Consider the following 18,254-nt stretch of genomic DNA (forward strand, 5'->3'; position numbering starts at 1 on the left):
GCGGAGGCGGGTGCCTTGGCGTGCGCCCCGGAGGCGATGGGACGCGCTCCGAATCTACTGCACACACCGGTCGCCGCGGCGGCAGCCCGGAGCGATCCCCCGGCCGCGCCCCGGCGCCCCGCGCGCGGGGTGCGGCGACGGCCGGTCGCGGTGAGGGCCCGGGACAGGGCGCGGCCCCGCCCACCGCTGCGGTGGGCGGGGCCGCGCTCCGTCGCGGTTCGCCGCGGGCTACAGGCCCGGGCGCACGGCGCCGCTGAACGAGGACCTGCGCCAGGCGCTGAGCTTGTCGATCCGCACCCGCTTGCCGGAGCTCGGCGAGTGGATCATCCTGCCCTTCCCGACGTACATGCCGACATGGCCCTTGCCGTTGAAGAAGAGCAGGTCGCCCGGGCGGAGGTCGTTCCAGGAGACCTTGGTCTTGATCAGGCGGTACTGGGCGGTGGTCACGCGCGGAATCCGCACGCCGGCCTTCCGCCAGGCGTACTGCACGAAGCCGGAGCAGTCGAAGGCGTGCGGCCCGGTGCCGCCGTACCGGTACGGCGCGCCGATCTTCGACTTCGCGACGGCCACGGCCTTGCTCGCCTTGAGGCGCTGGCGTGCGGCCCTGCTCAGCTTCCTGCCGCTCGCGTCACCGGACTTCGCGTCCTTCGTCTTCGTGCCGCTCGACGAGGTGGAGGTGGCGTCCGCCGTGCTCCCGGTCGCCGTGCTCGCCGACGCCCGCCCCGCGGCCGACACGACGCCGCCCAGGGTGGCGCCGGCCGGCGTCGTGGTCTCCAGGATCCCGGTCGTGGCGGCGGGGACCGGCGATCCGGTCCGGGCCGCGGCCGTCGTGCCGTGCTCGGTGGTGGCGGCGTTCGCCGCGGGGGAATCGATGGCGACCGCCCCGGTCGACACGGTCACGGTGAGCGCCACGCCACCGAGGGTGACGCGGGCGGCACGAGACAGACGGGGGTTGTGCGCGTTGGTAGACAGGATCTCTCCTAGGGTCTTCCGCTTGTGCCTACCGGGTTAGCTGACGGGTTCGGGTGGGGAAGTCTCGCCCTACGGTGCGATCACCGATTCACCCCGTGGCCCTGGGAGGGCCGATTGGGTCCCCGGCTCCATGCCTCCTGACTGCATGGACTCGGCGGTTCGCCGCGCTCCGCTCCGGCGATCGTCCATCGCGCGGATCGCGGCCGGATATTGATCTGTTATCTGCACGCCCGGCGCCGGTGCCGGGCGCTTCCCGCAGCGGCATGTCGCGCTCGCCGCCGAACCGAAAAGTTACACAGCCGTGGCAAAGCCGTGAACCGTTTCGCCGAAACTGCTCACTCCGCGACGGCCGATCGGGAAACGAAAAGCGCAGTTCAGCGGCATTCTCGTTACCGTTCTGTGATTCGCATCACAAACCCCCTCCAGGGGCTTGAAACCGCCACATCCGCCCCATGGGCCACACGATTCAAGATCAAAACGCCGTCATGCGCCCGGGAAACGATGATCGCTACACATCGGCAGGAAACACGGGAACATGACCACACCCGAGAAAATCTCAGCATCCGAGAAACCCGGCATGCCGGTGAAGCGCTTTCCCGGCAGATCACGAGCCGATAAATCACCGCGCCATCCACTAAACGTGAGAAATATCACCCGCCGCCCAAGCGATTGTTCGGCCCGGTTCGACGATGAAAGGCGCTCGCAAAAAACAGCTCGTCGCAGGACGGCAAAGGGGTACGCGGGCGCGGCGGCGGCCCGCCGGAGCGAAGGGGGGAACGCGACCGGCGGCACCGCACGGGGCCGGTGCCGCCGGGAACGGCACGGGGTGCCGGATCCGGTTCGCGGCGGCGCCTGCTCACGTCACCGAGGCGTCGCCGCAGGGGCGAGGAGGCGATCATCAGGTTCGCCCGGCGCCGCCCGCCCGGCACGGCGGGCCGCCGTACGGCACGCGCCCGGCCCCGCGTCCCGTGACACCGTTCGGCGATGTTCCTTCCGGTGCCTCCCACGCCGGGACGCGACGGGCCGGGCGCCGCGGTTACGGCCGTACCCCGCCGAGCAGGCGGTGCATGCCGTAGGCGGAGAGGGTGGTGATCTTCACGACGTCACCGGTGCGCGGCGCGTGCACCATCTTCCCGCCGCCGATGTAGAGGCCGACGTGCCCCAGGCTCCGGCTGAACACCAGGTCGCCCGGCTGCAGCGCGTCCAGCGGCACCCGCCGGCTCGCGCCCCACGCCCACTGCTGCGTGGTGGTACGCGGCAGCTCCACCCCGGCCGCCCGCCAGGCCGCCTGGGTGAGGCCGGAGCAGTCCCACGCCCCCGGCCCGGTGCCGCCGTACCGGTACGGCTTGCCGATCTGCGCGAAGGCGAACTGCAGCGCGACCCGGGCGTTGCCCGAGGCGGGCCCGGTGTAGCGCATGCCGGCGCTGTTGGGGTCGCCGGTCTTGTAGGTCCCCAGCCGGCGCAGCAGCCGCTCCTGCTCGCGCACGAGCTTCTCGACCTCGATCTTCTTGCGGCGGAAGTCCTCGCGGTCCTCCTCCGCCTCCTTCATGGCCTTCTTGGCCTCGTCGCGCCGCTGCTCCAGCTCCTTGACCGCCTGCTCGAAGCCCTTGAGCGCCTCGGCCCGGGCGGCGGAGAGCTGGGTGAGCGTGGCGATGCCGCTCAGCGCCCGCTGCGGGTCCCCGGCGCCGGTGATGCCGGCGATCCCGATGTCGCCCTCGGAGTAGGCGGTCGCCACCAGGCTGCGGATGTCGGCGCGCATGCGGTCCACCCGCTCCTGGCGCTCCTTGAGGTCGGCGTTGAGCTCCTGGTACTTCTTGCGCGTCTTCTTCCAGCGCTCGTTGGCCTCGTTGTACCGCTCGACCGCCAGGTCCGCCTTGTCCTCGAGCTTCTTCAGCTTCGCCTTCGCCTCGGCGATCGTGGGCCGCGGCTCGGCCATGGCCGGGCCGGCCAGGCCGGCCTGGAACGCGACCACCATGGCCGCGGACAGGCCGACCGCGAGCGGCACCCGGCGGTGCCACATCGGACGCCCCCGGCCAGGAGCGGAATCCCGGCCCGACTCGTCGAGGATGCGTCCATTCCGAACATCGCGTACGGCCACGTTTGGTGCCAGCCTTCCCCAGCGAGATAACCGGGGCGTGACGTTACTCAAGAGAATTCTGGGATTTCAACCGGTTCACCGGTATTGAACCGAAGGCACGCGGCGGCCGTACCCCCAGGCGGGATCACCCTCGTCCCAGGCGACGGAGCAGCACGGATGACGGCAACGGACGGGCGCCCATGCGCCGGACCGACTCGGCCACCTCCCGGTCGGAGGAGACCACCGCCATCGCCCGGCCGGGCGGCTCGGCGCGCACCAGCCGGCGGATGAGGTCGTCGGCGATCTCGCCGGGCGCGCTGAACAGCACGCGCACCCCGCGCGGGGCCTGCACCTGCACCGGGCCGTCGAGCTCGGCGCCGTCGAACACGCAGGTGATCTCCACGCGGGACTGCACGGCGAGGCCGCCGAGCCCGGTGAGCAGCCGGGCGCGCTGGTCGACGAGGGTGAGCGACGGATAGCCGGTCTTGGTGACGTTGTAGCCGTCGACGATGAGGTGCAGCCGGGGGATGGCGAGCAGCTGGTCGAGCAGCTCCGGATCGTCGTCGTCGAGGGCGCGGGCGGGCATCGCCCGTACGCTCGGACGCCCCGGGGCGACCGCGGCCACCGAGTCCGCCGGGCGGGTGATGGACGCGGGCAGCGCCAGCTCGCTGCGCAGCCCGGCCGCGGCGTCCTGCAGCGTGTCGAGCAGCACCCGGATGCGCGCGTCGTCGAAGCTGCGCCCCTCGCGCGCGGCACGGCGGGCCGCGTCGACCTGTTCCTCGGCCTCGGCGAGCCGCTCCCGCAGCCGCCGTACCTCGGCCTCGCTCGCGCTCGCCGCCTGCGCGGCGGCGGCCTTCGCCTCCGCCGCGGCCGCCTCCAGCTCCTGCGCCCGCGCCTCGGCGGTCTTGACCCGCTCCCGCGCCTCGTGCAGCTTGCGCCGCAGGTCGGCGATCTCCGCGCGGGCCTCCTTGAGCTGCTCGCGCAGCCGGTCGATCTCCGCCTTGCTCGCGTTCTTCTGCGCCGCGAGCTGCTCGCGCAGCCGGGCGATCGTCTGCTCCTGCGCGGTGCCCTCGGCGGCGGCCGCGCACCGCTCCAGATCGGCCCGCGCGGTCTCCACCAGGTCCGGCCAGCCGGGCGGCCGGGTGAGGTACGCGGCGGCGGCGACGACCACCGGATCCGCGGCGGCCGGCACCGTGCCCTCGTTGAGGCTGCGCACCAGCTCGGGCCATGCCTCGGCGAGCGCCTCCGCCACGGTCTCGCGGAACCTCTTGTCGGTCTCGAGCTGGGTGGCGATCGGCGCACCGCCGAGCCGGGCCCGCTTGCGCGGATCGAACCGGGCGATGGTGCGCAGCGGCGGAGGCACGGCGGGGGGAGGCAGCGTCCCGAGCACCTGGGCCGCGAGCTCCACCACATGGGCGCGGACCGGCTCGGGCAACGGGCGAGACAGACCCTCTTCGGCTGAACTCATTCCCCTGCTCCCAGTCTGGCCCCTGCCATGCACACCCTCGGCGAACCCTTCATGTCCTCCTTGTCAAGGGTACGACCGTGTCGCACCTGATCGAGTCGGCAAGGTCACGCGGAGCGACATGAAGCGCCAGTGAACGGACGGTCATCTCAGCTTATAGACAAGCGCTTGGTCGGATCACCGTGGCGACGACCGGCGGCGCGCGGCCGTACCGCCCCACCCTACGGGCGATGTCGGTGGTGACCTTTAATGTCTCCGGCGTGGAACCGGTACAGGGCACGTTCGACGACCTCGGCACCCCGCTGCACGAGGTCACGTTCGTGGTGTTCGACCTGGAGACCACCGGCGGCTCGGCCAGGGAACACGCGATTACCGAGATCGGCGCGGTCAAGGTGCGGGGCGGCGAGCGGCTCGGCGAGCTCGCCACGCTCGTCGATCCCGGCACGCCCATCCCGCCGTTCATCACCGTGCTCACCGGGATCACCGACGCGATGGTGACGGCCGCGCCGAAGATCGCCTCGGTGCTGCCCACGTTCCTCGAGTTCATCCGGGGCGCGGTGCTCGTCGCCCACAACGCGCCGTTCGACGTCGGCTTCCTCAAGGCCGCCTGCGCCGAGCTCGGCTACCCGCCGCCCGCCAACCCGGTCGTCGACACCGCCGACCTCGCCCGGCGCATGCTCACCCGCGACGAGACCCCCGACTGCAAGCTCGCCACCCTCGCCCGGGTGTTCCGCACCCCGAACCAGCCCTGCCACCGGGCGCTCGCCGACGCCCGCGCCACCGTGGACGTGCTGCACGCCCTGCTCGAGCGGGCCGGCGCGTTCGGCGTGCACACGCTCGAGGAGCTCACCGCCTTCGCCCGCGCGCCCTCCCCGCAGCAGCAGCGCAAGCGCCACCTCGCCGAGGCCGTGCCGCGCGCCCCGGGCGTGTACGTGTTCGAGGACGCGCGCGGCGAGCCGCTGTACGTCGGCAAGAGCGCCAACCTGCGCAACCGGGTGCGCTCGTACTTCACCGCGGCCGAGACCCGCCCCCGGATCCGGGAGATGATCGGCATCGCCGAGCGGGTGCGCCCGATCGTCTGCGCCACCGCGCTCGAGGCCGAGGTGCGCGAGCTGCGCCTGATCGCGGCGGCCAAGCCGCGGTACAACCGCCGCTCCCGGTTCCCCGAGCGGGTGGTGTGGCTCAAGCTCACCGACGAGCCCTTCCCCCGGCTCGCCATCGTCCGCGAGGTCAAGGACGACGGGTGCGCCTACCTCGGCCCGTTCGGCGGCACGCGAGCCGCGGACGACGCCCGCACCGCCATCCACGAGGCGGTGCCGCTGCGCCGGTGCTCCGAGCGCATCGGTGTCCGCACCCGGCGCCCGGCGTGCGCGCTCGCCGGGCTCGGCCGGTGCGGCGCGCCGTGTGAGGGCCGGGAGACCCCGGAGGCGTACGCCCGGCACGTGACGGCCGCGCGCCGCGCGATGACCGAGGACGCCGGGATCGTCTACGCCGCGGTGAAGGCCCGCATGGACCGCCTCGCCGCCGAGCAGCGGTACGAGGAGGCCGCGGTGGACCGCGACCGCCTCGCGGTCTTCGTCCGGGTCGCGGCCCGCATGCAGCGCCTCGCCGCGCTCACCCGGATCCCGCAGCTGGTCGCCGCCGCGCCGGGCGCCGACGGCGGCTGGGACGTCCACGTCATCCGGCACGGCAGGCTCGCCGCCGCCGGGGTGATGCCGCGCGGCGCCCACCCGGTGCCGTACGTCGAGGCGCTGGTCGCCACCGCCGAGACCGTGGTGCCCGGCCCCGGCCCGACCCCGGCGGCGAGCGCCGAGGAGACCGAGTGCATCCTGCGCTGGCTGGAGACCCCCGGGGTACGGCTCGCCCAGGTGGACGGCTCGTGGAGCCTGCCGGTGAACGGGGCGGGGCGGCTGCTCGCCCGCATCGAGCTCGCCTACCAGGGGCGGGACGAGCGCCCGGCCCGGGAGGGGCGGCCCCTGCGCTGACGCCGGGCCCCGCGGGCCGCGCTAGAGTCGGGCACGGACCGGCGCGCGGGGCGTCCGCCGGCGTCCGCACCGGCCCGTGATCCGGCCGACCGGAGACGCGACGCCACCCGGCCGCGCAGGACCCGTGCCGGGGCACCGCGCATCCGGTGCCTCCCGGCGCACTCCGGCACCCGAAACCCGCGTCGCGGCCGCACCCCGGCCCGCGACCCTGCCGTATCCGGCGTCCGCCGCGCCCGCCCGGGGCGCCGCGCGGGACGCCGTGGGAGAGAGGAAACGATGGTCACCGCGATCGTGCACATCAAGACCGAGGTGGACAGGATTCCCGAGGTCGCCGAGGAGATCGCCGGCATCGAAGGGGTGAGCGAGGTCTACTCGATCACCGGCGACTACGATCTCCTCGCCATGGTGCGCGTGCCGGCCTACGAGGACGTCGCCGAGATCATCCCCGGGCGGATCAACAAGGTGCCGGGCGTGCTCTCCACCGAGACGCACCTGGCGTTCCGCACCTACTCCCGGCACGACCTGGAGGCCGCCTTCTCCATCGGCCTGGAGTCCGCCGACTGACGCGGGCACGCCTTCCGGCGGCACCGCTCCCCCACCGACGGCACGCCGTACCCGCCCGGCCGGACGAGCCGGGCGGGCGACCGCCGCCCGTACCCGCGGGACGCGGACGCACGCACATCCCCGGTCACGACGGGACCGGGACTCCGCGGGCGCTCCCGGCGGGATGCGTGCCCGGTCATGCGGCAGGCGTGCGTCACGGACGCCGCACGGCCGCGCCGTCGGCACGTGGCCTGACCGCCCGGCGCCTCGCCGATGCCGTGTCCATGCCGCGGCCGTGCCGTACCGATGCCGCATCAAGACGCCGTATCCGTGCGGCATCGATGCGGCATCGCGGCGGCGTCGATCACCTATCGATGCCGCATCGGATGCGCAACATCACACACAACATCAATACGTGTCGACAGACGCGAAAGGCCCGCCGGACGCCGCCTGCGCGTCCGGCGGGCACGAATCCGTACGTCGAAGCCGCCGCCTCGGGTCAGGACCGCGCGGCGTGCAGCGAGCGGCTGACCTCGATCCAGCGCTCCAGCGTCGCGGCGGCCGCGCCGGAGTCGATCGCCTGCGCCGCACGCTCGTAGCCCTCGGCCATCGCGTCGACGAAGTCCTTGCCCGCGCCGTCGAGCGCGGTGAGCGCCGCGGCCGCGTTCAGCAGCACCGCGTCCCGCACCGGGCCCTTCCGGCCGGCGAGCACGTCGCGTACGGCCTGCGCGTTGTACGCCACGTCCCCGCCCCGGAGCGCGCCGGGCTCCGCGCGCGGGATGCCGAGCACCGCCGGGTCGAAGGTGAGCTGCTCGGCGGTGCCGTCGCGGACCACGAACACCGTCGAGGTGGCCGAGATGCTCAGCTCGTCGAGGCCGTCGTCGCCGCGGAACACCACCGCCGACACGCCCCGCTCGGCGAACACGCCCGCGACCACCGGCAGCATGCGCTCCTCGAACACGCCGATCGCCTGCGAGGTCGGCTGCGCCGGGTTGGTGAGCGGGCCGAGGAAGTTGAACACGGTCGGGACGCCGATCTCCTTGCGGGCCGGGGCCACGTGCTTGAGCGCCGGGTGGTAGACCGGGGCGAAGCAGAACGCGATGCCCGCCTCCTCGGCGATCCGCGCGGTGTCCTCCGGGGTGTGGTCGAGCGCCACGCCCAGGTGCTCCAGCACGTCGGCCGCGCCGCAGGAGGAGGACGCCGCCCGGTTGCCGTGCTTGACCACGCGGGCGCCGGCCGCGGCGGCCACGATCGCGGCCATCGTCGAGACGTTGACGGTGTGCGCCCGGTCGCCGCCGGTGCCGACGATGTCGACCACCGGGCCCTCGACGCGCAGCGGCACGGCCCGCCGCAGCATCGTGCGCGCCATGCCGGTCACCTCGGCGACCGTCTCGCCCTTGGCGCGCAGCGCCACGGCGAACGCGGCCACCTGGGCCGGGGTCGCCGAGCCCGACATGATCTCGTCCATCGCCCAGGCGGTCTCGTCGGCGGTGAGGTCCTCGCCGGCCAGCAGGGCCGACAGTAAGGCGGGCCATGTGGTACGCGCGTCCATCTGCGTCTCCATCGTTTCCTTAACTCGCCTGTGGCTCGGGACCCTATCGGTCGGGCCCGCGTCCGGTGGCCGCAACACGTAACCGGAAACCACCGATTCATGTCGCTCGCCGGGCATGTCCGCGGCCCTGCCGTACACGCCCGGCGAGGACGCTCACCGCGTGGCGGGGAGCTTTGCGGCGGCCCGCTTGCGCATCAGGTCGGCGACGGTCTCGGCGAGGACCACCGGGTCGATCGGCCGGACCACGACCGCCTCCGCCCGGGACCAGGTGGCGAGCCACCGGTCGTCGCGCCGGGCCACGACGAGGCAGATCGGCGGGCAGTTGTAGATTTCGTCCTTGGCCTGCCGGGCGATGCCCATGCCGCCGGCGGGCACCGCCTCGCCGTCGAGCACCGCGACGTCGATCTCTCCGGACTCGAGGTGCTTGAACACCGCGGGCGGGGTGGCGGACTCCACGATCTCCACGGGAGGAAGGTCCGGGGCCGGGCGCCGCCCGATCGCCAGCCGGATCTCCTCGCGGGTGCTCGCGTCGTCGCTGTAGACGAGAACCCTCATGTCACGCTCACTGTCGGTCGGCGAGGTATTGTCACCTGGGGATGCTACCGGGCCGCCCGACCGTGCTCGGGCATCGGCGGTACCTGCGCGCACGTATGCGCGACCACGCACGGTGATTCAGAGGCTATAGGGGGGCCGTGCGGGGGACCGGCCACCTCAGCCGCAATAATGCTGCCCGTGGCGACAGCATCCGCAATCTCGACGTCGACAGCCCACGCGTCCCGGCGGCCGAATCTGGTCAGCGTCGGGACGATCGTCTGGCTGTCCTCCGAACTCATGTTCTTCGCGGCGCTGTTCGCGATGTACTTCACCATCCGGTCGGTCAGCCTTGGCCAGGACAAGCCCTGGCCATCGGTCGAACTTGACGTGCCGTTCGCGCTGTTCAACACGACCATCCTGGTGCTGTCGAGTGTGACGTGCCAGATGGGCGTGTGGGCGGCCGAGCGGGGTCAGGTCCGGAAGCTCCGCTTCTGGTACGTCGTCAGCTTCCTGTTGGGTGCGTACTTCGTGGGCGGCCAGTTGTGGGAGTACCGCAACCTGGTCCACGAGGGCCTCACCCTGTCCTCTGACGCCTACGGTTCGATCTTCTACCTGGCCACGGGCTTCCACGGCCTGCATGTGACCGGTGGTCTGGTCGCGTTCCTGTTCATGCTGGGACGCACGTACGCCGCGAAGCGCTTCACCCACGAGCAGGCCACCAGCGCCATCGTCGTGTCCTACTACTGGCACTTCGTTGATGTCGTCTGGATCGGCCTGTTCGCGACCATCTACATCATCAAGTGATCAGAACGGGGATTCCGGTGAATTCGATCACCGCGCGACGGCGGCATCCCCTCGCGCGTTATGCCGTCATTCTTCTGGCCCTGTGTCTGGTCGGGGGAGCGTACGCTCTTCTGTCCCCGACCGGGGACCGGGCGGACGCGGCCATCGCGTCGGGCACGAACGACGACGTGGCCAACGGCAAGGCGCTGTTCGAGGCGAACTGCTCCAGTTGCCACGGCCTCAACGGCCAGGGCGTGCCGGGCAACGGCCCGTCGCTGATCGGTGTGGGAGCGGCGTCGGTCGACTTCCAGGTCAGCTCCGGGCGCATGCCGGCGGCGAACAGCACCGGTCCGCAGGCGCCGCGGAAGGCGCTGCCCGAGTGGGTCACCCCCGAGGCGATCGACGACCTGGCGGCGTACGTGCAGTCGCTGGGCGGCGGTCCCACCCGGCCGACCGCCGACATGGTGGACCCGGCCAAGGGCGACCCGGCCAAGGGCGGCGAGCTGTTCCGTGCGAACTGCATCCAGTGCCACAACTGGGTGGGCGCCGGTGGTGCCCTGACCGAGGGCAAGCACGCGCCGAGCCTCAACAAGTCCACCCCGACCCAGATCTACGAGGCCATGATCACGGGCCCGCAGGCGATGCCGGTGTTCAACGACACCACGATCACTCCCGAGCAGAAGCGGGACATGATCGCCTACATCGTCAAGGTCCGCGAGCAGGTCGACCCGGGTGGTAGCGGTCTCGGCCGCATCGGCCCGGTCACCGAGGGTCTCGTCGGCTGGGTGGTGGGCATCGGCCTGCTCTCCCTCGCCTCCATCTGGATCACCGCGAAGAGGCGGGCGAAGACGAAATGAGTGAAAGGGAAAACACCGGAACCCCGGAGGAGCGGGTACCGCACCGGGTGATCGGAACTCCGCAGCCCGGCGCCTCGACCGGCGTCGCGACGGCCGGTGAGCCCGACACGCCCGCCACCCTGGACGGCGGCGTGCGCGAGCTGGAGCCCGGTACCGGCATCATCTACCCGGACCCGGCGAGCGCCCGGCGCGCCGAGCGGCTGGTCGCGCTGCTGTTCCTGGTGGCCTTCCTCGCCGGCGTGGGCTTCATCGTGTCGTACGTGGCGTTCCAGGTCGGCGACATCGACCGCACCGCGGTGTCGAACCTGGCGCTCGGTGGCACGATGACGGTCGCCTTCCTCGCGCTCGCCATCGGGCTGGTGGTCTGGGTGCGGCGCATCATGCCCAAGTACAACCTGGTGCAGGAGCGCCACCCGATGGCCTCGGAGCCCGAGGTCCGGGAGGAGGTCTCCCGGGTCTTCGCCCAGGGCGCGGAGGAAAGCGGCTTCCTCAAGCACAAGCTGCTGCGCCGTACGCTGCTGCTGGCCGCCGCGCCGCTCGGCCTGGCCCCGCTGGTGCTGCTCAAGGACCTCGGCCCGCTGCCCGAGGACAAGCTGCGCCACACCGTGTGGCGCAAGGGCATGCGGCTCGTCGTCGAGGGCACCGGCCAGCCGATCCGCGCCGCGGACTTCAACTCGCCCGGTGGCATCCTCTCGGTGGTTCCCGAGGGTTACGAGCACGACCTGAACGCGCTGGCCAAGGCCACGCTGATCCTCATCAAGCTGCGTCCCGAGCAGTTCAAGTCAGGGACTAACCTGAACTGGACCCACGACGGGATCGTGGCGTACTCGAAGATCTGCACGCACGTGGGCTGCCCCGCCGCCCTGTACGAGCAGACGACCAACCACATCCTGTGCCCGTGCCACCAGTCGACCTTCGACGCCGCCGACGGCGCGAAGGTGGTCTTCGGCCCGGCAGCCCGGCCGCTCCCGCAGCTGCCCATCACCGTGGACAGCGAGGGTTACCTCGTCGCACAGGGCGACTTCCAGGTTCCGGTCGGGCCCAGCTTCTGGGAGCGGGGCGACGCGGAAGCCGAAGTTAGGGGGAACGCATGAGCAGCGCGACACAGGCCGGTGCGCGCCCGGGCTCAGGTTCGTTCACGCCTCCCAAGGCGATCAGCGGCATCAGCAGGTTCATGGACGACCGCACCGGTGCGGGGAGCTTCCTCAAGCGCAACATGCGCAAGATCTTCCCCGACCACTGGTCGTTCCTGCTGGGCGAGATCGCGCTGTACTCGTTCGTCATCCTGCTGCTCACCGGCACGTTCCTGACCTTCTGGTTCGAGCCGAGCATGCAGGAGGTCGAGTACAACGGCTCGTACGAGCCGCTCAAGGGCGTGCACATGTCCGCCGCCTACGCGTCGGCGCTGGAGATCACCTTCGACGTGCGCGGCGGTCTGCTCATGCGGCAGATCCACCACTGGGCGGCCCTGCTGTTCGTCGCCGGCATGATGGCCCACATGCTCCGGGTCTTCTTCACCGGTGCGTACCGCAAGCCGCGTGAGCTCAACTGGCTCATCGGCCTCGGGCTGCTCAGCCTGTCGATGGTCGAGGGTCTGTTCGGGTACTCGCTCCCGGACGACCTGCTCTCCGGCGCCGGTCTGCGGATCACCCAGGGTGTGCTGGTCTCGGTCCCGCTGGTGGGTACCTACCTCCAGTTCTTCCTGTTCGGCGGTGAGTACCCCGGTGACGACGTCATCGGCCGGTTCTACAGCCTGCACATCCTGATCATCCCGGGCATCCTTCTCGCGCTGATCTCCGCCCACATGATCCTCATGTGGGTGCAGAAGCACACGCAGATGCCGGGCAAGGGCCGCACCGAGACGAACGTGGTGGGCGCGCCGTTCTACCCCGCCTTCATGGTGAAGTCGGGCGCCTACTTCATGTTCACCTTCGCGGTGCTCGCCGGCCTGGGGACGTTCGCCCAGATCAACCCGATCTGGCTGTACGGCCCGTACACCCCGGCGGACATCTCGGCCGGCTCGCAGCCCGACTTCTACATGGGCTTCCTCGAGGGCGCGCTGCGGATCATGCCCGCGTGGGAGATCAACATCGGCGGCTACACGCTGGCGCTCAGCGTGCTCATCCCGGCGCTGATCCCGCTCGGTCTGATCATGACCGGTGCGGCGCTCTACCCGTTCATCGAACGGTGGGTGACCGGGGACAACCGCGAGCACCACATCGCCGACCGTCCGCGGAACAACCCGCACCGCACCGCGATCGGCGTCTCCGTCATCACCTTCTACGGCATCCTGTGGATGCTCGGTGCGAACGACGAGATCTCGATGCACTTCCACATCAGCCTGTTCGCGCTGTCGATCTTCGGGCGCATCGCGATCTTCGTCGGTCCGGCGATCGCGTACTTCGTGACGTACCGGATCTGCATCGGCCTCCAGCGCAAGGACGCCGAGGTGCTGGCGCACGGCGTGGAGTCCGGCGTGATCGTCCGCTCGCCCGAGGGCGGCTACTCGGAGATCCACGTCGAGCCGGACGAGGACATCGCCGAGCACATCCGCGGCAAGAAGGAGATCCCGACGCTGCCGTCCGCCGAGGCCGACGGCGAGGGCATTCCGCCCAAGGAGGCGCGTGGCCCGCTCGGCAGGCTCCGCGTCAAGCTGAGCCGCGCCTACGGCACCGACCTCGTGCCGCTGCCCGCCAAGGGCGAGGGGCACGTCAACGGCGAGCACGCCGCGGTCGGCGCGGGCGAGGAGCGCAAGCAACTGCACTGACGGCGGCCGCACCGACCGCATCGGACCGACCGGCAGGCAACCGCATCGGCCCGGACGGAGACCACTCCGTCCGGGCCGATCGCTTTTTCGTTCGCTTCTCCCTGGGCGGCGACTCCGGGCGTCACCCCCACCCACGGCCTGGCACCTTCACACCTCGGACGATCCGGCGATGATGCCGCTGTACGGCCCTCAGGACTCCGTGGGGGCCTGCGCGGCCGCCGGTGGGTGCTGACTACCCGGGAAGGGCTCCGTCACGGCAGCGATGCGCAGAGCGCTCCATTTGAGCCACTGCCGCCAGGCGAGCTGCCAGTGCCCCCAGCCGTTGGTCGGCTCCAGCTCCCGCGGCGAGCCCTTCACGATGATCGGGTCGCCGATCAGGGTGTGGTTCTTGAACCACTTGGCGTTCGCCGGGCTCACGTTCACGCAGCCGTGGCTCACGTTCGCCCGCCCCTGCGAGCCCACCGACCAGGGCGCGCCGTGGATGTACTCGCCGCTGTTGGAGATGCGCACCGTGTCGTACACGGTGAGCCGGTAGTAGCCCGGCTGCCCGGGGGCCGCGTCCGGCGAGGTCATGATCGTGACGTCCTCGCGGGACATCGCCAGGTGGACGCCGTTCGTGGTGTGGTACTTGCGCACGCCGCCCCGGCCCGCGCTCACCGGGATGACGCGGATCACCCTCCCGTTGCGCTCAACCGTCATGTGGTGCGTGCGCACGTCCACGGTGCTGATCTGGGACCGGCCGATGCGGAACTCCCGCACGTAGTCGCGGTCGCCGTACAGCCCGTCGCCGCCGGGTGTGCCCGCGAGCAGCGCCTCGACGCGGACCTTGGTGCCCGCCGGCCAGAACCGCTTGGGCCGGTAGTGCACGGTCTTGTCGTCGAACCAGTGCCAGCTCCCGGTGACCGGCTTGGAGGTGAGCACCCGCAGGCTGCGCTCGACCGAGACCCGGTCGGTGATCGGCCGGTCGAACGTGATCATGATCGGCATGCCCACGCCGACCGTGTCCCCGGTGATCTCCTTCTTCGGGAGCAGGTCGGTGATGCCGAACGTCTGGGTGGCGGGCACCGTGGTGAACGTGCTGGTCCGGCGCGTCTCCCCGCCGGGCGTGGCGACCACCGCCTCCACCCGGTAGGTACGGCCCGGCAGCATGTTGCGCAGGCTGCGCCAGCGCGTGCGGTCCGCGCTCATCCGGCCCTGGACGGGCTTGCCGCCCGACTCCACCCTCACCTGCCTGAGCGTGCCGTGCGCGGCGCTGATGAGGATCGGCGTGTCCGGACGGACGTGTGTCGCGCCGTCGGCGGGGGTGATGACGATCTCGGCCGCGGGCCCCTGCTGCGGAGCGGCCGTCTGCTCCTTCGGTGCCGAGGAGCAGGAGGCCGCCAGCGCGAGGACGAGAGCCCCTGCTCCGTACGCGGAAATGTGTCGCACCTGAGTCCCCCAGCTCCGGATTGATCACGCGTCGTGCTGGCTCTATACCCCTGCGTGTGCGTCTCGCTCCACATATGGAGAACCGGGGAACAAAAAACACCATCGGGGCGGCCGGCGGTCCGATGACGGACCGCGGCCGCCCCGATGGCGGACCTCTTCGCTATGGCCTGGTCTGCGGGCCGGCCGACCCGTGGGGAGTTACGCGACCGGAAAGCGGTGCCCCCGGATCAGTGCGAGAAGTTCTTCCGGTAGAACTCGAACACGAAGCCGACCATGGTGCACACCACCGCGACCACGCCGATGAGGAACAGCCACCAGCCGATGACGAACCCCACGAAGGCGAGCGCGGCGGAGAGGCACACGAACAGCGGCCACCAGCTGTGCGGCGGGAAGAACCCGACCTCGCCGGCCGCCTGGTGGATCTCGCCCTCCTTGTCGTCCTCGGGCTGGTCGCCCACCCGGCGCGCGGTGAACAGCAGGTAGTAGCCGATCATGAAGGCCAGGCCGATGGAGATGGCCAGGGCGGTGGTGCCGGCGGGCTCACGCGACCAGAACCAGTAGATCACGTCGACCGCGGCGAAGAAGACGCCGATGGCGATCAGCAGCCATCCCTGGATTTTCATCGGACCTCCTCAAGCTCCGGCCGCTGCTCGGGCGGAAGGTGCGGGTGCTTCAGGTCGAAGGCCGGACGCTCGGAGCGGATCCGCGGCAGCGACAGGAAGTTGTGCCGCGGCGGCGGGCAGGAGGTGGTCCACTCCAGCGAGCTGCCGTAGCCCCACGGGTCGTTCACCGTGACCTTCTCCCCCACCCGGGCGGTGCGCCAGACGTTGTAGAGGAAGAAGAGGGTGGACAGACCCAGGATCAGGGCGCCGACCGAGGAGACCATGTTGAGCGTGGTGAAGCCGTCGGCCTCCGAGTAGTCGGAGTACCGGCGCGGGAAGCCCTCGACGCCGAGCCAGTGCTGCACCAGGAAGGTGGTGTGGAAGCCGACGAACAGCGTCCAGAAGTGCCACTTGGCGAGCGTCTCGTTGAGCATCTTCCCGGTGAGCTTCGGCCACCAGAAGTAGAAGCCGGCGAACATCGCGAACACCACCGTGCCGAACACCGTGTAGTGGAAGTGGCCCACCACGAAGTAGGTGTCGGTGATGTGGAAGTCGAGCGGCGGCGACGCGAGGATGACGCCGGTGAGACCGCCGAAGAGGAAGGTCACCATGAAGCCGATGGTGAACAGCATCGGCGACTCGAAGGTCAGGTGGCCGCGCCACATCGTACCGATCCAGTTGAAGAACTTCACGCCGGTCGGCACCGCGATCAGGAAGGTCATGAAGGAGAAGAACGGCAGCAGCACCTGGCCGGTGGGGAACATGTGGTGCGCCCACACCGCCATCGACAGGCCGGCGATCGCGAGCGTGGCGCCGACGAGGCCGACGTACCCGAAGATCGGCTTGCGGCTGAACACCGGGATGATCTCGGTCGCGATGCCGAAGAACGGCAGCGCGATGACGTAGACCTCCGGGTGGCCGAAGAACCAGAACAGGTGCTGGTAGAGGATCGGCCCGCCGGAGCTCGGGTCGAAGATGTGCGTGCCGAGCTTGCGGTCGGCCTCCAGCGCGAGCAGCGTGGCGGCGAGCACCGGGAACACCAGCAGCACCAGGAGGCTGGTGATGAGGACGTTCCAGGTGAAGATCGGCATGCGGAACATGGTCATGCCCGGCGCCCGCATGCAGATGATCGTGGTGATGAAGTTCACCGCACCGAGGATCGAGCCGAGACCCGCGAGGGAGAAGCCCATGATCCACAGGTCGTGGCCGATGCTCGGCGAGAACGTGTCATCCGACAGCGGCGCGTAGGCGAACCACCCGAAGGAGGCGGCCCCGTCGGGGGTGAGGTACGCGCTCAGCGCGATCAGGCCACCGAACAGGAAGAGCCAGTAGCTCACCATGTTCAGCCGCGGGAACGCCACGTCCGGGGCGCCGATCTGCAGCGGCATGATCGCGTTGGCGAACCCGGCGAACAACGGCGTGGCGAACAGCAGGAGCATCACCGCGCCGTGCATGGTGAACATCTGGTTGTACTGCTCGTTGGTGAGCAGCTGCAGGCCAGGGTGGGCCAGCTCGGCGCGGATGGCCAGCGCCATCACGCCACCGATCAGGAAGAACGCGAACGAGGTGATCAGGTAGAGGTTACCGATCACCTTGTGGTCGGTGGACGAGGCCCACTTGGCGATGATCGTGCCCACCCGGGCGCGGCGGGCACCGACCGCGGGCGGAAGAGAGTATTCGGCGGCGCTCACTGGGTACTCCCGGCTGCCTGGGCGTTCGTCGCCTGTGTGTTCATGTACTGCTCAAACTCGGCCTGCGGCACGAGCTTGACGTTGAAGAGCATACGGGCGTGGTCCTGCCCGCAGAGCTCGGCGCAACGACCGGCGAAGACGCCGTTGCGGTCCAGGGTCTTCACCTCGAACTCGTTCGTGACGCCGGGGATCACGTCCATCTTGAACAGGAACGCCGGCACCCAGAACGAGTGGATCACGTTGTTCGACTCCAGGGTGAACCGCACGGTCTTACCCCCGCTGGGGAGCACGAGCTGCGGCCCCTCCCGGTAGTCGCTCACCGGCAGGCCGGTGACGGTCGCCGTCTTGCCCTGGTACTCGGTGGTGAAGCGCCAGCTCCACTGGAACGCCTCCACCTTGACCTTCACGTCCGGGTTGGCGGACTTCTCCAGCAGGTAGTCCTGGTCCCGGGCGGTGAAGTAGAAGAACACCGCCACCATCACGATCGGGATGGCGGTGTAGAGGATCTCGATCGGCAGGTTGTACCGCACCTGCGGCGGGAGCTCGCTGTCCGCGTTCTTCCTCCGACGCTTCCGGTGGAAGATGCAGGCGTACAGGATCAGGCCCCAGACCAGGACACCGGTGGCGAGCGCCGCCACCCAGGACCCCTGCCACAGGCTCAGCACGCGGTTGCCCTGCTCTGTGATGTTCTCCGGCATCGCGCCCCGGGCCCACTCTTCGGTGCTGCACGCCGTCGCGGTCACCGGGACCAGTGCCAGGACGGCAGCGCACCTGGCCCAGCGGGCCGCTGGACTGCGCCGCGTCGAACGGCGGGTCGGACTCACGGATCGCCTACCCCACAGATCAAGCCCAAGAGGCCCTCCCTTGGGCGGTCTTTCATGTTTCGCTACAGTCGCGTTCTCGGCCTATCCAGTTATGGCATCCAGTCACGCACGGGACACATTAGCGCGGACCGTGGTCGCCCTCCCGTTCGCCCCCGGCAATGTCGGTCCCCTGAG

At 70.6% G+C, this 18,254-nt stretch carries 15 protein-coding genes and 1 riboswitch; of the genes, 6 read left to right on the forward strand and 9 right to left on the reverse strand.

The annotated features are described in order from the left end of the window. Positions 1–228 precede the first annotated feature (228 nt). The 3 genes from FHX40_RS14140 to FHX40_RS14150 all read right to left on the reverse strand — a co-directional run bounded on the left by FHX40_RS14140 (position 229) and on the right by FHX40_RS14150 (position 4,517). On the reverse strand, positions 229–912 hold the full coding sequence (locus tag FHX40_RS14140; protein ID WP_229788319.1) for a C40 family peptidase: 684 nt from the start codon (positions 910–912) through the stop codon (positions 229–231). 70 nt (positions 913–982) lie between these two features. Then, positions 983–1,139, reverse strand: a riboswitch (cyclic di-AMP (ydaO/yuaA leader). Between the two features lie 869 nt (positions 1,140–2,008). Beyond that, positions 2,009–2,992, reverse strand: a complete 984-nt coding sequence (locus FHX40_RS14145; RefSeq protein WP_142260052.1) for a C40 family peptidase — start codon at positions 2,990–2,992, stop codon at positions 2,009–2,011. Between the two features lie 202 nt (positions 2,993–3,194). Beyond that, positions 3,195–4,517: an NYN domain-containing protein gene (locus FHX40_RS14150; RefSeq protein ID WP_142260053.1), complete on the reverse strand. Its 1,323-nt coding sequence runs from the start codon at positions 4,515–4,517 to the stop codon at positions 3,195–3,197. Positions 4,518–4,744: 227 nt separating this feature from the next. Between FHX40_RS14150 and FHX40_RS14155 the strand changes: the two genes are divergently transcribed. Both FHX40_RS14155 and FHX40_RS14160 read left to right on the forward strand, forming a co-directional pair. Further along, positions 4,745–6,499, forward strand: a complete 1,755-nt coding sequence (locus FHX40_RS14155; RefSeq protein ID WP_142260054.1) for a DEDD exonuclease domain-containing protein — start codon at positions 4,745–4,747, stop codon at positions 6,497–6,499. A 276-nt stretch (positions 6,500–6,775) separates the two neighbouring features. Then, positions 6,776–7,063 (forward strand): Lrp/AsnC family transcriptional regulator, encoded by a 288-nt coding sequence (locus FHX40_RS14160; protein WP_142260055.1) that lies wholly within the window; start codon positions 6,776–6,778, stop codon positions 7,061–7,063. Positions 7,064–7,541: 478 nt separating this feature from the next. Here FHX40_RS14160 and trpD read toward each other — a convergent pair whose 3' ends face one another. Continuing rightward, positions 7,542–8,594, reverse strand: coding sequence for an anthranilate phosphoribosyltransferase (gene trpD, locus FHX40_RS14165; RefSeq protein ID WP_142261780.1), 1,053 nt, complete (start codon positions 8,592–8,594; stop codon positions 7,542–7,544). Positions 8,595–8,747: 153 nt separating this feature from the next. Next, the gene (locus FHX40_RS14170) at positions 8,748–9,149 is read right to left on the reverse strand and encodes a DNA-binding transcriptional response regulator (protein ID WP_142260056.1); all 402 of its coding nucleotides are present in this window, start codon (positions 9,147–9,149) and stop codon (positions 8,748–8,750) included. Between the two features lie 168 nt (positions 9,150–9,317). Here FHX40_RS14170 and ctaE point away from each other — a divergent pair, with 168 nt between their 5' ends. Genes ctaE through qcrB form a run of 4 tightly spaced genes read left to right on the forward strand, consistent with a single transcriptional unit; the run spans position 9,318 to position 13,535 of the window. After that, entirely contained in the window at positions 9,318–9,932 is a 615-nt protein-coding gene (ctaE, locus tag FHX40_RS14175; RefSeq protein WP_142260057.1) for an aa3-type cytochrome oxidase subunit III, read from the forward strand. Between the two features lie 17 nt (positions 9,933–9,949). Beyond that, positions 9,950–10,768, forward strand: coding sequence for a cytochrome bc1 complex diheme cytochrome c subunit (gene qcrC / locus FHX40_RS14180; protein ID WP_142260058.1), 819 nt, complete (start codon positions 9,950–9,952; stop codon positions 10,766–10,768). Continuing rightward, positions 10,765–11,862, forward strand: coding sequence for a cytochrome bc1 complex Rieske iron-sulfur subunit (gene qcrA, locus FHX40_RS14185; protein WP_142260059.1), 1,098 nt, complete (start codon positions 10,765–10,767; stop codon positions 11,860–11,862). The genes qcrC and qcrA overlap by 4 nt, the downstream gene beginning before the upstream one ends. Beyond that, entirely contained in the window at positions 11,859–13,535 is a 1,677-nt protein-coding gene (qcrB, locus tag FHX40_RS14190; RefSeq protein ID WP_142260060.1) for a cytochrome bc1 complex cytochrome b subunit, read from the forward strand. Before qcrA ends, qcrB begins: the two co-directional genes overlap by 4 nt. 189 nt (positions 13,536–13,724) lie before the next feature. Here the strand turns inward: qcrB and FHX40_RS14195 are convergent, their stop codons facing one another. The 4 genes from FHX40_RS14195 to ctaC form a co-directional block, all read right to left on the reverse strand. Further along, complete coding sequence (locus tag FHX40_RS14195; RefSeq protein ID WP_229788320.1) at positions 13,725–14,963, reverse strand: L,D-transpeptidase; 1,239 nt, start codon at positions 14,961–14,963, stop codon at positions 13,725–13,727. A 227-nt stretch (positions 14,964–15,190) separates the two neighbouring features. Then, positions 15,191–15,586 carry a cytochrome c oxidase subunit 4 gene (locus tag FHX40_RS14200; RefSeq protein ID WP_142260061.1) on the reverse strand — a complete coding sequence of 132 codons (396 nt, stop codon included), beginning with the start codon at positions 15,584–15,586 and terminating at the stop codon, positions 15,191–15,193. Beyond that, entirely contained in the window at positions 15,583–17,256 is a 1,674-nt protein-coding gene (ctaD, locus tag FHX40_RS14205) for an aa3-type cytochrome oxidase subunit I (RefSeq protein WP_142260062.1), read from the reverse strand. Before ctaD ends, FHX40_RS14200 begins: the two co-directional genes overlap by 4 nt. Next, the gene (ctaC, locus tag FHX40_RS14210) at positions 17,253–18,080 is read right to left on the reverse strand and encodes an aa3-type cytochrome oxidase subunit II (RefSeq protein WP_142260063.1); all 828 of its coding nucleotides are present in this window, start codon (positions 18,078–18,080) and stop codon (positions 17,253–17,255) included. The genes ctaD and ctaC overlap by 4 nt, the downstream gene beginning before the upstream one ends. Between the last annotated feature and the right edge of the window lie 174 nt (positions 18,081–18,254).

This window comes from Thermopolyspora flexuosa (genome assembly GCF_006716785.1).
GTDB classification, from domain to species: domain Bacteria; phylum Actinomycetota; class Actinomycetes; order Streptosporangiales; family Streptosporangiaceae; genus Thermopolyspora; species Thermopolyspora flexuosa.